Raw genomic sequence first — 15,310 nt, 5'->3', positions numbered from 1 at the left:
AAGGGGCGGCGCGCTCGCGCTTGCGTGGTCGCCTGCGCGACCCCTCTCCGGGCCGGGCGGTGCCGAGAGGCCCGGAGATGTCGCGCCAGCGACCGCGAGCGCGCCGGGGCTTTCTACCCGATATTCACGATTCTAGTGTTCGCAGTTCACAGCAGGCAGACAGATAGTTTCAAAGACGAAAAACGGCCCAGTCACGAAACCTGATAAGGCAGGAGTGAGTCGAACCGACCGAGAACCCCCGTGTCCGAGTCGAAGCGAATCGAACCGGAATCCCCCCCGAGCCCCACCGAACGCGCCCTCTCACACGCCGACACACACGACGAACTCGTCCTCGCCTCCCGCGCGTACTGCCGGGAGGCCGCCCGCGAGCACGACCTCGACGTGGACTTCTCGCTGGTCGACTGGGAGGTCTCGACCCGGGCGAAGCGCCGGTCGGCCGCGGTCAAGCGCAGGCGGATTCCCGACGCCGAGGTCGGCCAGTCCATCGACTGGACCGCAGTCGTCGAGCGACTCGGCGACCCCGCGGTCCGGCGGTGTACCGTCTCGCTGACGTGGGACGCCTACGAGGCGTTCGACCGCGCGGAGTGGACCGCGACGCTCCGCCACGAACTGGTTCACGTCGAGCAGTTCCAGCGGTTCGGCACGACCGACCACGGCTCCCGGTTCGAGGAGCGCGCCGAGCGGGTGGGGGCGTCGGTCCGGTGTCGCCCGTTCGCCGACCCGAAGTACGTCCTGACGTGCGCCGAGTGCGGGACCGTGCTGGGCCGCAGGTATCGGGAGTGCAAGCTCGTGCGCAATCCCGGGGACTACCGCTCGTCGTGCTGTGGGGCCGACGTGGCGTGTTCCGAGGGCGACGGCTAGGAAGTAGACCCCGTCGCGTCGGCGTGCGAGAACACGAACTCCCGACAGAGCTTTCCGGCGAGCGTCGCCGCCTGACCGTCGTCGCGGTCGTTGACCTCGACGACGTCGAAGCCGTCGGCGCGGGGCGCGACCGCCCGGACCGCGTCGCGCATCTCGCGCGGGGTCAGTCCGAACGGTTCCATCGTCCCGGTCCCGGGCGCGAACCCCGGGTCGGCGGCGTCGATATCCACGCTGAGGTAGACGCTCGTCTCGGCGTCGAAGTCGGGGTCCCAGTTCCCGACCTCCTCGGGCGGGACCACGGTCACGTCGGCCTCGCTCGCGCGCTCGTACTCGGCCTCGCTCCCGGTTCGTGCGCCCAGAATCACGGCCTCGTCGGCCACGTCGAGCGCGTGGCGGGTCACGGTGGCGTGGCTCAGCGGATTGCCGTCGTACTCCTCGCGGAGGTCGAGGTGGGCGTCGAGACAGACGAAGACGTCGGGGTCGACCGCCCGGACCCCCGCCAGCGTTACGGTGTGTTCGCCCCCGAGCAGAAGGGGAACGGCGTCGTCCCACACCGCGTCGGTCGCGACGCCTTCGAGGTACTCCAGGTATTCGGCGGCGTCGTCCCACGCGCGCACGTCGCCGTGGTCGTGGACCGCGAGTTCAGAGAAGTGGTGGCCGGTTCGGGCGTCGTAGTCGTCGAAGGTCCGGGCGAACCGCCGGACCCGTTCGGGACCGAACCGCGCACCGGGCTGGAACGTGGTCGAAACGTCGAGGGGCGCGCCGACGACCACGTACTCGGCGGTGTCGCGGTCGGCCGACGCGCCGGGGAACATCTATCCGAGGATCTTCCGCTGTTCGTCCATCTCGAGGTACTCGATCTCGTCGTCGGGCGAGAGGTCGATGTCCTCGGGGGTCTTGACCGTGATGGTCTCGTAGGTCTCGAGGTCCATCACCTGCGCGATCTCGTCGCTCTCGACGGAGACGACCTGACCCTGCTTGCGGTTGATGATGGGGACCCAGATCTTGGCGTCGACGGGCTGGGAGAGACTGCGCTTCTTGCCGTCGAAGACGCCCTTGGCCTCGATGCGGGCCTTCGCGCTACCGTGTTTGCCGGGCTTGGCGGTGCTGTAGGAGTTGATCTCGCAGGCCGCGTCGTCGATCATCACGTAGTTGCCTTCCTGGAGGTCTCGCACTTCCTTCTGCTCTCTTGCCATACCGCCGGATAGCGTTCGCGGGGGTATAAACGGTTTGGAAACGCTCCGAGGTGGTATGGACCGACGAGAGCGGTTCAGGCGTCACCGTAGTCGTTGCCGACCACCAGCGCGACGGCGTGGGCGACGAGCAGGGCGGAGAACGCCGACCACTCGACGCCCGGGAGCCCCGCGAACAGCAGGGGGAGGTAGACCGCTGGCAACGAGACGGCGGCCCAGAAGCCGAGCCCTCGCACCGAGGCGGTCAGCGACCGGGTCGCGGTCTCGGCCAGTCGGGTGAGATGGGTTGGGGTCTCGGTCGAGCCGTCGGTCGGCAGTTCGGCGACGTCGGTTCGGAGGGTGGGGGGAGCGTTCGACATGATGGGGGTCCTCGTTACTCCACCGTAGGACCCCCGGGAGCATATAAGGGGCAGAGAGCTATGGGAAATTCGCGTCGTTTCACCGACCTATCGAGTCCGACGCCGGTTTCACGCCAGCGACCCGACGTTTCACGAGCGCCCCAGAGACAGTTAGAAGTTTTACCGCCGTTTTTGGTGCCGTTTCTGTGACGGGGAGAACCGAGGCTGTCGGGACCCGGGGTCGACCCGAGTCGGGTCGACCCCGGGTCCCGGCGACTCCTCCCGGGAGCTATCTCCGGCGCTCGATGCAGGCCGACACCCGGGCCAGTCCCTCCTCCAGTTCGTCGGTCGGGAGGCCGAACCCGATGCGGAAGTAGTCGTCGTACCCGAACAGGTCGCCGGGCGCGAGCACGACGCTCTCCTCCTCGACGACCGTCCGGCAGAACTCCCTGCTCCCGTCGAAGCCGTCGGGAACCGAGACGAAGCCGTTGACGCCCACGGGGTCGTACCACGAGAGGTCGTGGTCGTCGACGAACGCCCGGACCCGGTCGCGGTGGCGTTTCGCGAGGTCGCGGTTCTCCGAAAGAATCTCGTCCTCCTGGTCGCCGAGCGCCTGCTTGGCGACGTGCTGGCCCACGATGCCGGGCGAGATGGTGGTGTAGTCCTTCCAGTTCCACGCCTCCTCGACGACATCCTCGGACCCCACGAGCCACCCGAATCGGAGGCCAGCGAGGCCGTAGGCCTTCGTGAGGCTGGTCGTGCTGACCGCGCGCTCGCCCAGCGACGCCGCCGGGGGAATCGGGTCGTCGTCGAGCAGGCGGTACACCTCGTCACAGAGCAGGTGGGCGTCGGCGTCCTCCGCGAGGTCGTAGAGGGCCTCGACCTTCTCCCGAGGGTGGTAGCGGCCGGTCGGGTTGTTGGGGTTGTTGAGGACGATCACGTCGGTCTCGGGCCGAACCGCGTCGGCGACCGCGTCCACGTCGAGTTCCCACGACGGCGGTTCGAGCGACACGCGGGTCACCTCGCCGAACGACTCCGGAACGGCGTGGAGCGCCTGGTACGTTGGGGTAACAACAATCGCGTGGCCGTCGTCGTCCATCAGCGAGGCGAACGCGAGGAAGTTGGCCTCCTGAGTCCCGCAGGTGAACAGGACCTCGTCGGCCGACCGACCGTAGCGCTCGCCGACCTCGGCCCGGAACTCGGGGTCGCCATTGGTCGGGATGACGTACCCGAGCTTCCCGGGGTCGAGGTCGAACCGGCTCGCGTCGAGGCTCCGGATGCCGCTCTCGGCGAGCATGATGTCGGCCTCGTGTTCGTACTTCGCGAACCAGCGTTCGAGTCCGAATTCGGCGATGTCCATGGAGGATTGATGCACGGGGAAGGCGGTAAAGCTACGGAAAGGGGCAGGGGGCACTGTTCAGATAAGCGTTGAAGGATGAGGCGGTCGAATTCGTAGTGGTCTATGCCAGAATTCAGCCGCCTCAACGAATGTAGCGACTGCATCGAGTTAGATTTTGTGGAGCGAGAAGCGACACCGGAGCCGCTGATGAAGCTCAGTATCCACCTACATGCGGCAGGATTATCACTCTCGGATACTGTTTCTGTCTTAGAGAAGTTCGGTGTCGAACGGTGTCGCTCCACTATCCACAATTGGGTACAGAAAGCCGATCTACAGCCGACTGACGGCAAAAATCCGAATCACGTTGCGGTCGATGAAACGGTGATTCAACTCAACGATCAACGCTACTGGCTGTACGCCGCAGTCGATCCCGAAACTAACGAATTCCTCCACGCCAAGCTCTATCCGACACGAACTATCGTTGTGACGAAGCAGTTTCTCACCGAATTGCAAGAGAAACACTGCGTCGGTGACGCGGTGTTTCTCGTCGATGGCGCACCGTGGTTACAGGCCGCACTCTTCGAGAAAAACCTCCGATTTCAGTATGTTCGCCACGGAAATCGGAACAGCGTCGAACGTGTTTTCAAAGAATTAAAACGCCGAACCAAACAGTTCGCCAATCATTTCCGCCACGCGACCCACCGCTCCGCCGAAAATTGGTTGCAAACCTTCGCCTTCGCATGGAATCAGCTAATCTGAACAATGCCGGGGCAGGGCAGAGAGAAGCTAGTAGGACACGACTTCGAGGTCGCCTATTCGTTCGAAGTGCGAGACGTTTCGAGTGGCGACCGGGACGTCGTGGACGAGCGCAGTCGCTCCGATCATCACGTCCTCTACATCGATTCGCCGTCCGTCGGACAGAAGGTCGGCATGTACCTCGCCCGCCTTCATCGCACAGTCACGGTCGAACGGCACTTCCCGAAGCCCTTCGAGCAGTTCCTCGACGGCCTCGCGCTCGCGTTCCATCGCGTCGGCGCGGTGGATTCCCTCCCAGAGTTCCATGACGGTTGTCGCGGCGACCATTGAGGTACCCGAGGCGTCGAGGTCGGCAACGAGTTCCGCGACGTCGTCCTCGCTGTTCAGCACGTCGACGAGGAAGGTCGTGTCCAGAATCATTCCAGTTCGTCGGTGAGGCGGTCGATGCGCGCGCGTCGGCGCGCGTTTCGCTCGGCTCGGCGGTCATCGATGGCGGCTTCGAGTTCCGCGGTGGTCTCGTCACTCAGAACGCCGTAGTACTCACCCAACTCGACGCCCTCGGTGAGTCGGCGAACAACATCGCTGAAGCTCTCTCCCTCTCGCTTTTCCGCTTTGAGTCGGTCGTAGGCGTCGTCGGCCAACGAGATGGTCTTGGTCCCCATACCTGTGTACGTGTATGTACGTGTTCTACAAAGAAGTTTGGACGATTCTACACGTACATCAGCGGCACCATCGCCACCACGCCCGCCGCCAGCCCCGCGAGGAGCTCGCGCCGACCCTCGCCCGGCAGGTCCGCGCCGGTCTCCAGCGCCTCGGGGATGAACTCGGTGAGGACGAGGTAGACCATCGCTCCGGCCGCGAACCCGAAGCCGAAGGGCAGGAACTCGCGGGCCCACCGGACGAACGCGAAGGCGATGACCGCGCCGATTGGCTGGGGGAGCGAGGAGAACACCGCCGCGCCGACCATCCGCCAGCGCGACAGCCCCATCGCTCGCATCGGGATGGCGATGGCGGTCCCCTCCGGGACGTTGTGGATGGAGATGGCGACGGTCATGAACACCGCGAGCAGCGGGACCGAGAAGCCCAGAATCTGGAGGCCGCCCTCCAGCCCGAGCTCCGCGAACGAGACGCCGACCGCGACGCCCTCCGGGAAACTGTGGACCGTCAGGATGCCGAGGATGAGCACGAGCTTCTTGAGGTCGCCCTCGGCGAAGGCCTCGGCCTCCATCGCGTGGCTGTGGCCGTGGTCGTCGTCGTGACCGTGGTCGTCGTGGTCATCGTCGTCGTGGCCGTGGTCGTCGTGGTCCCCCGAACCGTCGCCGTCACTCAGGTCGACGGCGTCGAGCGCCCGGTCGGAGACCTCCACGAGGACGACGCCCGCGAGGAGTCCGGCGACCATCAGGGTCGGCAGTCCCTCGGTGTACGCCAGCCCCTCGTTCACCAGTCCGAACAGCGACGCCGACACCATGATTCCGGAGGCGACGCCCCACAGCGCGACGTTCCACCGGTCGCTGAAGTCATCGACCACGAAGAACGGAATCGCGCCGAGACCGGTGGCGAGCGCGGTTATCAGCCCTGCGACGAACACGAGTACGAGGTTCTCCACCAGTCCCATGGTCGAAACGACTCACCCGCCCGTAAAAAGAATTTCGCCTAATGGGAAATTATTTTGGTTGTCCTAAAACCGACCTCACTCCCCGCCGCGTCGCTGGCGCATCTCGTGGCGGGTGAACTGCGGGGTGACTCGCGTGCCCCGGCGCTTGCGGAACGTCCGGTAGAGCGCGAGTGCGACTCCCGTCGAGAAGGCGGCGGCGACCGCCGCCGCCTGCACCTCCGCGGTCGCGTAGAGGAACGCGGTCGAGAACGCGCCCGACGCCAGCATCATGCCGTAGACCAGTCGCTTGGCGAGCAGGTCGAACACGTCGTTGCCGTCCTCGACGTCGGCCCTGACGTAGAAGTCGTCGCGGTCGATGCGGTCGAGGGCGTCCTCGACCTTCGGCGCGAGTCTGACCGACGACTGGACCGACGACCGGAGCTGGTCGCCCGCCTCCTCGGCGAACTGCCGGATGGACTCCTCGCGGTAGCCCTGCTCGGTGAGGTAGTCGGTCGCCACCGAGATGAAGTCGAAGTCGGGGTCCAGCGTCACGCAGACCCCCTCGACGACCGTGGCGACTCGGAGCACGAGCGCGAGGTTCGAGGGCAGACGGAGGGGGAACTCGTAGATGGTGTCCTCGACCTGCTCGATTATCTGCTGGACCCGGTAGGTCTCGATGTCCTCGCCGCGGGCGTCCTCGATGGCGAGTTCCATCACCTTCCCCATCGTCGCGCGGTCGGCCTCCGGGCTCAGGGTCCCCATCTCGACGAGCGCGTCGAGGATGCCGTCGATGTCGCGGTTGGCGACCGCGATGTAGAAGTCGACGATCTTGTTCTGGACGAACTCGTCGACCCGCCCCGACATGCCGAAGTCGTAGAAGACCACGGTGCCGTCGGGCTGGACCGCCAGATTCCCGGGGTGGGGGTCGGCGTGGAACACGCCGTCCTCCAGCAACATCTGGAGGTACGCCTCCTGGAGGGTCACCGCGAGCTCGTGGCGGTCGACCCCCATCTCGTCGAGCGTCTCGACGTCGTTTATCTTGGTCCCGCGGATGTACTCCATGGTCAGCACCCGCGGTCCGGAGTGCGATTCGAGGACCGCCGGAATCGCGACGCTGTCGTCGCCCTCGAAGTTGCCCCGTATCTCTTCGAGCATCTCGGCCTCCCGGGAGTAGTCCATCTCCTGGCGGATGGTGCGGGCGAACTCGTCGGCGAGATTTTCGAGCGAGAAGGCTCGGGCCTCGCCGATGAAGTAGAGCAGGACGGGCAACGACCACCGGATGACCCGGAGGTCGGCCGCGACCAGTTCCTCGATGTTGGGTCGCCTGACCTTCACCGCGACCTCCCGGTCGTCGACCTTCGCGGTGTACACCTGCCCGAGGCTCGCGCCGCTGATGGCGTCGGTGTCGAAGTCGTCGAACCGCTCGTCCACGGGCCCGAGTTCGGCTTCGAGGACCTCCCGGGCCTCGTCCCACGGCGCGGGCGGCACCTCGTCCTGCAACTGGGCCAATACGTCCACGTACTCGGGGGGCAGGACGTCGGGGCGAGTCGACAGGAGCTGGCCGAGTTTGATGAACGTCGGGCCGAGCGTCAGGAGCGACTCCAGCAGGGTGTTCGCGCGCTCGACGCGGGTCTGGCTGTCGACCCGGCGAGGACGCCCGACCAGCAGGAACCGGCGGCGGTCGCGGGCGTAGCTCAGCAGGAGCGGCAGGAAGTGGTACGCGACCACGAAGAACCGCCGGTAGGCGCGGAGGTTGACCAGTGTCACCACCCCGCCGTCAGCGACCTGTGATGGGGATGTCGCGTTCGGGCGCGGCGTCGCGCTTGGGGAGGCGCAGTTCGAGCACTCCCCGGTCGATGGTGGCCTCCGCGCCCGCGCCGGTCGCGTCGGGCGGCAGGGGTAGGTCGGCGTCGAGGAACAGCGACCGCTCCTCCCGGAGGTACGAGAACTCCATCGGAACGTCCTTCTCCCGCCGGGCCTCTATCTGGAGTCGCCCGTCCTCGATGCCCACGTCGACCGTCGCCTCGTTCGCCCCCGGCAGGTCGACGACCAGCAGGTAGGCGTCGTCGCTCTCAAGCAGGTCGGCGAACACCGCGTCGGGCAATTCGCGCATGGCCTCGCGCAACGCTGACATACCTCCGTGTTGGGACGCCGGGGCGAAAAAGGGTTGGGTACCTCCGTGGGCCCTGTTCCCACACGTTTTTGGCCCGGGACCGCGGATTTCCACCCATGAGCGACGAATCGCCGGAGCGCAAGCGCTCGGGCTTCAAGGACAAGACGCGACTCGCCGACGCTCGCGAGCGCCTCCTCGACGCCGTCGACCCACACGACCGCACCGAGACGGTCGGCCTCGGGGACGCCGACGGCCGGGCGCTCGCCCAGGAGGTCGTCGCCGCGCGCAACGTCCCTCACTACCCCCGCGCCGCGATGGACGGCTACGCGGTCCGCGCCGAGGACACCTTCGGCGCGAGCGACCGCTCGCCCGAACTCCTCCGCGAGGCCGACGATATGGGTCCGAACGCCGCGGCCCGAGTGCATACCGGGAGCGAACTCCCCGCGGGCGCGGACGCGGTGGTGATGATAGAGCAGACCGACACCTTCGGGCGCGAAGTCGAGGTCTTCGACGCCGTCGCCGAGGGCGAGAACGTCGCGCCCGTCGGCGAGGACGTGGCCGAGGGCCAGCAGCTCTACGCCCCCGGCCACCGACTCCGCCCCTCGGACCTCGGCCTGCTCAAGTCGGTGGGAATCGAGACGGTCGAGGTCTTCGAGCGCCCCGCGGTCGGGGTGATTCCGACCGGCGAGGAGCTGGTGCAGGCCGACCCCGCTCCGGGCGAGGTCATCGAGACCAACGGCCTGACCGTCTCGCGGCTCGTCGAGCGGTGGGGCGGCGAGGCCGCCTACCGCGAGGTGGTGACCGACGACTCGGACGCGCTGCGCGAAGCGATAGAGCGCGACCTCTCGAAGGACGTGGTCGTGACCACGGGCGGGTCGTCAGTCGGCGAGCGCGACCTGCTCCCCGAGGTGGTCGCCGACCTCGGGGAAATCCTGTTCCACGGGGTCGCGCTGAAGCCCGGCCACCCGGTGGCGGTCGGGCTGGTCGAGGACACCCCGGTCGTCATGCTCCCGGGCTATCCCGTCGCCTGCATCGTCAACGCGGTCCAGTTCCTCCGGCCCGCGCTGAAGGCGGTCTGCGGGCTTCCCGACGACGACTTTCCGACCACCGAGGCGCGACTCGACCGAAAGATACGGAGCGAACCGGGAATCAGGACCTTCGCTCGGGTGAAAGTCGAGGAGGACGACGGCGAGCGGATTGCGACTCCCACCAGAGCCAGCGGGTCGGGCGTGCTGTCGAGCGTCGCGCTGGCCGACGGCTGGGTCGCTGTTCCGGAGGGTCGCGAGGGGATCCCCGAGGGCGAGACGGTCTCCGTGCAGGACTGGGAGTGGTCGGCGTGACGGAACGAACGCTTGGTTGGAGCGAGCGCCGCAGTATCGGGAGTGACGACCGCCCAGAAAGCCCTCGAACGCTCGACGGCCCGCGACTCGTTGCGCGCCGCGTTCCGGGCGTGCGGCGCTTCGCGCCGTTCCGGGCTTCCGCGGTGCTTACTTCGCCGGGGGCCGGTCGAGCGCGCTCGCCCTTTCAGTCCGCCAAGGGGCGGCTGACCGACCGGCACGATACTCCGCGGAGAGCGTCACCGGCCACGGTTTCGTGCCGGTGGAGCAGACTGTCGGGCGGGACTGAAAGGGGCCGGGCGCTCGCGGCCGAAGGCCGTGGTCGCTTGCGCGGCCCCTCTCTGCGCCGGGCGTTGCTGAGAGGCGCAGAGATGCCGCGCAACGACCGCGAGCGCCCGGGGGCTTTCGAAGCCGTAACCGCCGTGTCGTCTACCGTTTGCAGAGAGCGTCGAACACCAACAAGGACACCGATTTTCCAATCAGGAGCTGATACCCGATGACCGACAGAAAGGAGTTCCGAGACCTCGCACCGCCCGAAGACGCCCGCGACGCCATCGCCAGCCTCGACCTCGCGCCCGACCCCGAGGAGGTCCCCCTTCGGGACGCCCGGGGCCGAATCCTCGCCGAGCGGATCGACGCCGACCTCGACGTGCCGGGGTTCGACCGCGCGAGCATGGACGGCTACGCGGTCCGGGCCCGGGACACCTTCGGGGCCGACGAGGCCGACCCCGCGAGGCTCTCGCTCGCCGGAGCGGTCCACGCGGGCGAGGAGCCCGACGTGGAGGTCGGCGAGGGCGAAGCGGTCGAAATCTCGACCGGCGCGGTGATGCCGCCCGGCGGCGACGCCGTGGTGATGGTCGAGCGAACGGAAGAGGACGGCGACGACGTGCTGGTCCGAACCGCGGTTGCGCCGGGCGACCACGTAATGCTCGCGGGCGCGGACGTGGCCGCCGGGGAGCGCGCGCTCGGCCCCGGGACCCGACTCACGCCCCGCGAGGTCGGCCTGCTGTCGGCGCTCGGCGTCGAGTCGGTGCCGGTCGTCGGGAAGCCGACGGTCGGCATCGTCTCGACCGGCGACGAGCTGGTCCGGCCCGGCGAGCGACTGAACAGCGCCGCGGGCCAGATATACGACGTCAACAGCTACACCGTCGCGACCGCGGTCGAGGAGGCGGGCGGCGACCCCCGGCTCTACCCCCACGCGGGCGACGACTACGACGAGATGGAGCGCGTTCTCAGAGAGGCCGCCGACGAGTGCGACCTCGTGCTCTCGTCCGGTTCGACCAGCGCGAGCGCGGTGGACGTGATTTACCGGGTCGTCGAGGAGCGCGGGGAACTCCTGCTCCACGGCGTCGCGGTCAAGCCCGGCAAGCCGATGCTGGTGGGGCGGCTCGATAACTCCGCCTACGTCGGCCTGCCGGGCTACCCCGTCTCGGCGCTGACCATCTTCCGGACGTTCGTCGCGCCCGCGATCCGAGACGCCGCCGGACTCCCCGAACCAGCGACCGCGACCGTCGAGGCCCGGATGGCCGCCGAGGAGCGCTTCGACGAGGGTCGGATGCGGCTGATGCCCGTGGGACTGGTCGAGGACGGCGAGGGAGACCTCCTCGCCTACGCCGTCGACAAGGGGAGCGGCGCGACCACCAGCCTCGTCGAGGCCGACGGCGTGGCCGAGGTGGCTCCCGACACCGCCTACGTCGCGGAGGGCGAGGCGGTCGCGGTCGAACTGTTCTCGCCCGACGTGCGCCCGCCCTCGGTGCTGGGCGTCGGCGAGGACGACCCCGTGCTGGCGCGCCTGCTCGACGAACTCGACCGGCCGCGCTACCTCGCGGTCGGGTCCCGGCAGGGCCTGCGTCGGCTCCGCGACGGCGTGGCCGACTTCGCGGTGACGACCGCGGACGGCGGAGAGCGACCCGCTCGCGGGTCGCTCTCCGCCGAGGAACTCGGCTCCTACGAGCGCGAGTGGGGGCTGGTCGTCGCGAGCGGGAACCCCGAGGAAGTCGAGGGCCTCGCCGACCTCGTCGACCGCGACCTACGGTTCGTCAACCGCGGGACCGACTCGGGCCTCCGGACGAACCTCGGGAACGCTCTCGCCGACCTCGCCGACGACAGAGGCGTCTCGCGTCGCGACCTCGTCGAGGCCATCGACGGCTTCGAACTCTCGGCGAAGGCCCACGAGAGCCCCGCGCGGAAGGTCGCTGGCGGGCAGGCCGACGCCGGACTCGGCCTGCGCGCGACCGCCGAGAAGCTGGGTCTGGGCTTCGTGCCCGTCGGCGTCGAGACGGTCCGGGTGCTGGCGAACCCCGACCGGACCGACAAGGAGGGCGTGCGAGCGCTCGAATCCGTGCTGTCGGATGTCGGCCGGTTCACGTCCCGTCCCGGATTTTCACCGTAGGCGAACGTTTTTAATTCACTCCGCGCAACGACGCGTATGGACTTCACCTACGAACTCGGGGAGACGCCCTTCCGGCGGGCGCTACGCCACGGGATGGCGCTGTGGTACGACCAGTCGTCGCCCACCAAGGACTGGGGCGCGGGCGTCGGTAGCGGCGACAACGAGCGGACGATGACGAAGTTCGTCGCCGACCGAATCGAGGGCAAACTCGGGGAGGTCGCGTTTCAGCGACTGCTCGACGAGGAGTTCGGCGTGGAGTCGACCGTCGACTGGGACGTGTACGGCGACATCGAGGAGACCGACGACGCCGACCTCGGCGGAATCGGTCCCGACGGGGAGTACCCGCCGGGCGTCGGGTTCGACGTGAAGAAGACCAAACCCAGAAATCTGTGGCTGGCGGTCCGCGCGAGCATCTGGCGCGACCACGGCGACGCCGACCCGTTCGTCCTCTGCAAGCTCGACCTGCCCGACCGGGTCGGCCTCGAACCGTGGGCCGACGCCGGGACCTACCCCGACGACGACCCCGAGTTCGAGCGCGCGGTCGCGGAGTGGTGCGAGCGCCACCTCCCCATCTCGGTGTCGGTCGTCGGCTACGCCGAAAAGCGTGACTTCACCGACTTCTTCGAGCGCGGGGACCGGCTGTACCACCCCGGCGGCGGGTTCGACATCGGCCCGCGCCTCAAGACCGATAACCGGGGCATCCCGGTCGAGGACCTCCGGGCCGACCGCGAGGCGTGGAACGAACTGGTCGAACGGGTCGTCGAGGGGACGCCCGTCGACCCGCGACCGCTCTGAGGTCAGTCGGCGTCGGGAGTCGCCAGCAGTTCGTCGAAGCTGTTCACCCGGTAGTCGCCGAGCACGCACTGCTGGCGGTGGGCGTGGCCGTGGCGCTCGACGTGGACCGCGTCGAGGCCCGCGTTCCACGCCGCGCCCACGTCGCTCGCGCCGTCGCCCGCGAACACCCCCTCGTGGCCGATTGCGCCCGCTCCGAGGTCGGTCAGCGCGTGCTCGACCGGCGCGGGGTCGGGCTTCCACCCGAGGTCCTCGTTGCAACACACGATGGTGTCGAACCAGTCGCGGATGTCGAGGTGGTCGAGGACCGGGTTCGTGAGGAACGGCTGGCAGTGGGTCACGAGACCGACCGGGCAGTCGAGGTCGGCCACGAACTCGGCGTCCTCGTAGAGGAACGTCTCCTCGGCCCGGCGCTGGGGGTCCTCTATCTCGTGGAAGACGGGCCAGAAGTCCCCGGGGTCGATACCCCACTCGCGCAACTGGGCGTCGCGCCCCCCGCCGAGACCGTGCCAGATGATCTCTGCCTCGCGGTCGGTGAACTCCCGGCCGAGGCGGGTGCCGACCCGGTCGAACACCGACCGCGGATACGACCAGTCCACGTCGATGAGCGTGCCGTCGAGGTCGAGCAACCAGTAATCGTACTCGCGGGCGACCATGGGGACACACCTCTAGGGCCTCCGGAAGCATAAATATTTCTTCCGTTTGCTATGGACCGACCTCGACCGAACTCCCGAGGTACTTGGTGATGACTTCCGAGACGCTGGTCGCGTTGAACGTCCCGAGGTCGTCGCGAATCTCGTCTTTCAGCGCCTCCAGATACGCCTCGTCGGTCTCGAACGCGCGGTACTCGACCGACACCACCGTCACGCCCAGCGCCTCCTCGGTGAGCCGCCGGAAGTGGTCGGCGTCGTTCACCTCGCCGCGCCAGAGGTTGTCCCGGAAGAACAGCCACCCCTCCTCGCCCGGCGGGTCGGCCTCCCGAGTGAGACGCGTCTCGAACTCGTCTGGCTCGACCCCGACGCCGCGGGCGTCGGGGTCGAGCCGGAATCGGACCGCGAACACGTAGCGGGCGTCCATTATCGGCTGTCGTCTATCGCCGTGGTCGGGTCTCGTTCGAATCCGTCATCGGCCCTCGTCCATCGCCATTACCGGCCCTCGTCCATCGCCGTCATCTGACGTCGTTGGTCAGTTCGGCCATGTGGATGTCGTCGTCGGTGATGCCGCCCGCCTCGTGGCTCGTGAACCGGACCTCGACCTCCTCGTAGCCGATGCGAATCTCGGGGTGGTGGAACTCCTCTTCGGAGATTTCGGCGACCTCCGAGGCGAACGCGACGCCTTCGAGGTAGTCGTCGAACTCGAACGTCCTGACGATCTCCTCGCCCTCGCGGTCCCAGCCGTCGGGGAGTCGCTCGCTGACCTCGTCGTCGGAGAGTAGGTCTGCCATAGGTGGGGGTTCGTCGTGCTGAGACATAAAGTTCGGTGGCAGGGCCACGAGATATAGAAACGCTTATTTTTATAGGTTATTTAGTCACAAATAGTTATATTGGTGAGAGATTGGCTGACCTCGTTGAAGGACCGTCGCGTTCGGCAGTATAGTTGGAGAGATGTAGCCGTAGCCGGAAGTCTGGTCGGGGTTGGTATCTGTCTCGGTGTCGTTCTAAATGCGGTCGGCCTCGTTCCGCCGAACTCCCGCATCGGGGTGGGGAACGCGGGAGTAATTGAGAACCTCGGTTCGTGGTCGGGGAGTAAGTGGGAAAATGCCACCTCGACTGCCCTCGACCCTAATCCCGAGCACACGCTCCGACTCATCCAAGCGATAGGAATCCTGCTTCCGCTCTTCACGGGCCTGATACGGTTCACGACCGACGAACAGTCGAGTGTGGACGACCGCGTGAGCGACTTCCTCCTACTGGGCGTTCTCGCCCTCGTTTTCGCCGGATTGTTCGCCGTTATTGGCGGAATCACGTCGGATACGGCGGCAATCCTGAAGCTATCACTGGTACTCGTTCTGTTTACGCTTACCATGATAGGATTCGTGGCGTTATCGATGGTCGGTGAGATGACTGACGGTTCCGAAGGAGAGCAGTTCGAAACCGAGCCGACCGACAGCGAGGAGACCGGTTCGGAGGGAGAACCGACAAGGTCCGATTCCGACCGAGAGGGTTCGGAACCAGAACCGAGCAATTGTGAATCCGAAGGCGAAACGAAACCGGAAGCGGCGGAGGAACCGGCCGCAGACGATTCTGGGGAAACGACCGACGATAGCTAGTTACCAACAATTATGACGATGGCGCACCAAAGTCCAGTACCGAATACGAGAGGAGGCGCAGATCGATACCGATGATGACCGAACAAACGACCAAACGGCAAGCCATCGACAACCTCATAAAGCTCGTGGGAGGGTTCGTCGCACTCGCTGTCGGATGGGCCGTCCTCGATTTGCTTGCAAACGTCGTTAATCCATTCGGGCTGATCAGCCTCCTCGCCGGATTTGCCCTCCTTGCGTCATTGATTACTCTACTCGGAGTTCTCGTGAGCGTTGGCTCTATCCTGCGGAAATAAACCTGTTCGCCCGCCTGCCGAGATGAACGAGTG

General features: G+C 67.0%; 19 protein-coding genes. 7 read left to right on the top strand and 12 right to left on the bottom strand.

Translation table 11 applies throughout. The features are described 5' to 3' along the window. Positions 1-258: 258 nt before the first annotated feature. Positions 259-861, top strand: a complete 603-nt coding sequence (locus tag NGM10_RS12130) for a SprT-like domain-containing protein (RefSeq protein ID WP_368408670.1) — start codon at positions 259-261, stop codon at positions 859-861. On the opposite strand, the gene speB is transcribed toward NGM10_RS12130, so the two are convergent. The 4 genes from speB to NGM10_RS12110 form a co-directional block, all read right to left on the bottom strand. Continuing rightward, positions 858-1,676, bottom strand: a complete 819-nt coding sequence (speB, locus tag NGM10_RS12125) for an agmatinase (protein WP_253479116.1) — start codon at positions 1,674-1,676, stop codon at positions 858-860. The two genes, NGM10_RS12130 and speB, sit on opposite strands and share 4 nt — an antisense overlap. After that, positions 1,677-2,057, bottom strand: coding sequence for a translation initiation factor IF-5A (locus NGM10_RS12120; protein WP_253479114.1), 381 nt, complete (start codon positions 2,055-2,057; stop codon positions 1,677-1,679). 74 nt (positions 2,058-2,131) lie between these two features. Continuing rightward, positions 2,132-2,413, bottom strand: coding sequence for a DUF8028 family protein (locus NGM10_RS12115; protein ID WP_253479112.1), 282 nt, complete (start codon positions 2,411-2,413; stop codon positions 2,132-2,134). 268 nt (positions 2,414-2,681) lie between these two features. Continuing rightward, positions 2,682-3,752: an aminotransferase class I/II-fold pyridoxal phosphate-dependent enzyme gene (locus NGM10_RS12110; protein ID WP_253479110.1), complete on the bottom strand. Its 1,071-nt coding sequence runs from the start codon at positions 3,750-3,752 to the stop codon at positions 2,682-2,684. A 102-nt stretch (positions 3,753-3,854) separates the two neighbouring features. Here NGM10_RS12110 and NGM10_RS12105 point away from each other — a divergent pair, with 102 nt between their 5' ends. Next, positions 3,855-4,490 (top strand): IS6 family transposase, encoded by a 636-nt coding sequence (locus NGM10_RS12105; protein ID WP_253479108.1) that lies wholly within the window; start codon positions 3,855-3,857, stop codon positions 4,488-4,490. Positions 4,491-4,517: 27 nt separating this feature from the next. Here the strand turns inward: NGM10_RS12105 and NGM10_RS12100 are convergent, their stop codons facing one another. The 5 genes from NGM10_RS12100 to NGM10_RS12080 form a co-directional block, all read right to left on the bottom strand. Continuing rightward, positions 4,518-4,907 (bottom strand): PIN domain-containing protein, encoded by a 390-nt coding sequence (locus NGM10_RS12100; RefSeq protein WP_253479106.1) that lies wholly within the window; start codon positions 4,905-4,907, stop codon positions 4,518-4,520. Beyond that, complete coding sequence (locus NGM10_RS12095) at positions 4,904-5,149, bottom strand: antitoxin VapB family protein (RefSeq protein ID WP_253479104.1); 246 nt, start codon at positions 5,147-5,149, stop codon at positions 4,904-4,906. Before NGM10_RS12095 ends, NGM10_RS12100 begins: the two co-directional genes overlap by 4 nt. Before the next feature lie 47 nt (positions 5,150-5,196). After that, positions 5,197-6,102 carry a ZIP family metal transporter gene (locus NGM10_RS12090; RefSeq protein ID WP_253479102.1) on the bottom strand — a complete coding sequence of 302 codons (906 nt, stop codon included), beginning with the start codon at positions 6,100-6,102 and terminating at the stop codon, positions 5,197-5,199. A gap of 75 nt (positions 6,103-6,177) precedes the next feature. Beyond that, positions 6,178-7,842, bottom strand: coding sequence for an ABC1 kinase family protein (locus NGM10_RS12085; RefSeq protein WP_253483841.1), 1,665 nt, complete (start codon positions 7,840-7,842; stop codon positions 6,178-6,180). A 16-nt stretch (positions 7,843-7,858) separates the two neighbouring features. Then, positions 7,859-8,215, bottom strand: a complete 357-nt coding sequence (locus NGM10_RS12080) for an Hsp20/alpha crystallin family protein (RefSeq protein ID WP_253479100.1) — start codon at positions 8,213-8,215, stop codon at positions 7,859-7,861. Between the two features lie 95 nt (positions 8,216-8,310). Here NGM10_RS12080 and NGM10_RS12075 point away from each other — a divergent pair, with 95 nt between their 5' ends. The 3 genes from NGM10_RS12075 (at position 8,311) to NGM10_RS12065 (ending at position 12,718) form a co-directional block, all read left to right on the top strand. Beyond that, positions 8,311-9,534: a molybdopterin molybdotransferase MoeA gene (locus NGM10_RS12075; protein WP_253479098.1), complete on the top strand. Its 1,224-nt coding sequence runs from the start codon at positions 8,311-8,313 to the stop codon at positions 9,532-9,534. Between the two features lie 493 nt (positions 9,535-10,027). Beyond that, positions 10,028-11,923 (top strand): molybdopterin biosynthesis protein, encoded by a 1,896-nt coding sequence (locus NGM10_RS12070; RefSeq protein WP_253479096.1) that lies wholly within the window; start codon positions 10,028-10,030, stop codon positions 11,921-11,923. A 36-nt stretch (positions 11,924-11,959) separates the two neighbouring features. Beyond that, entirely contained in the window at positions 11,960-12,718 is a 759-nt protein-coding gene (locus NGM10_RS12065) for a hypothetical protein (protein WP_253479094.1), read from the top strand. A 2-nt stretch (positions 12,719-12,720) separates the two neighbouring features. On the opposite strand, the gene NGM10_RS12060 is transcribed toward NGM10_RS12065, so the two are convergent. The 3 genes from NGM10_RS12060 to NGM10_RS12050 form a co-directional block, all read right to left on the bottom strand. After that, entirely contained in the window at positions 12,721-13,371 is a 651-nt protein-coding gene (locus NGM10_RS12060) for an HAD family hydrolase (RefSeq protein WP_253479092.1), read from the bottom strand. 49 nt (positions 13,372-13,420) lie between these two features. After that, positions 13,421-13,792: an LWR-salt protein gene (lwrS, locus tag NGM10_RS12055; RefSeq protein ID WP_253479090.1), complete on the bottom strand. Its 372-nt coding sequence runs from the start codon at positions 13,790-13,792 to the stop codon at positions 13,421-13,423. A 91-nt stretch (positions 13,793-13,883) separates the two neighbouring features. Then, complete coding sequence (locus tag NGM10_RS12050) at positions 13,884-14,159, bottom strand: 4a-hydroxytetrahydrobiopterin dehydratase (protein ID WP_253479088.1); 276 nt, start codon at positions 14,157-14,159, stop codon at positions 13,884-13,886. A 123-nt stretch (positions 14,160-14,282) separates the two neighbouring features. Here NGM10_RS12050 and NGM10_RS12045 point away from each other — a divergent pair, with 123 nt between their 5' ends. Both NGM10_RS12045 and NGM10_RS12040 read left to right on the top strand, forming a co-directional pair. After that, complete coding sequence (locus NGM10_RS12045) at positions 14,283-14,984, top strand: hypothetical protein (RefSeq protein ID WP_253479086.1); 702 nt, start codon at positions 14,283-14,285, stop codon at positions 14,982-14,984. Between the two features lie 71 nt (positions 14,985-15,055). Continuing rightward, entirely contained in the window at positions 15,056-15,277 is a 222-nt protein-coding gene (locus NGM10_RS12040) for a hypothetical protein (RefSeq protein ID WP_253479084.1), read from the top strand. The last annotated feature ends 33 nt before the right edge of the window (positions 15,278-15,310 follow it).

It is taken from the genome of Halorussus salilacus (assembly GCF_024138125.1).
Lineage (GTDB): Archaea > Halobacteriota > Halobacteria > Halobacteriales > Haladaptataceae > Halorussus > Halorussus salilacus.
This window is presented reverse-complemented; position numbering and strand designations above follow the sequence as displayed.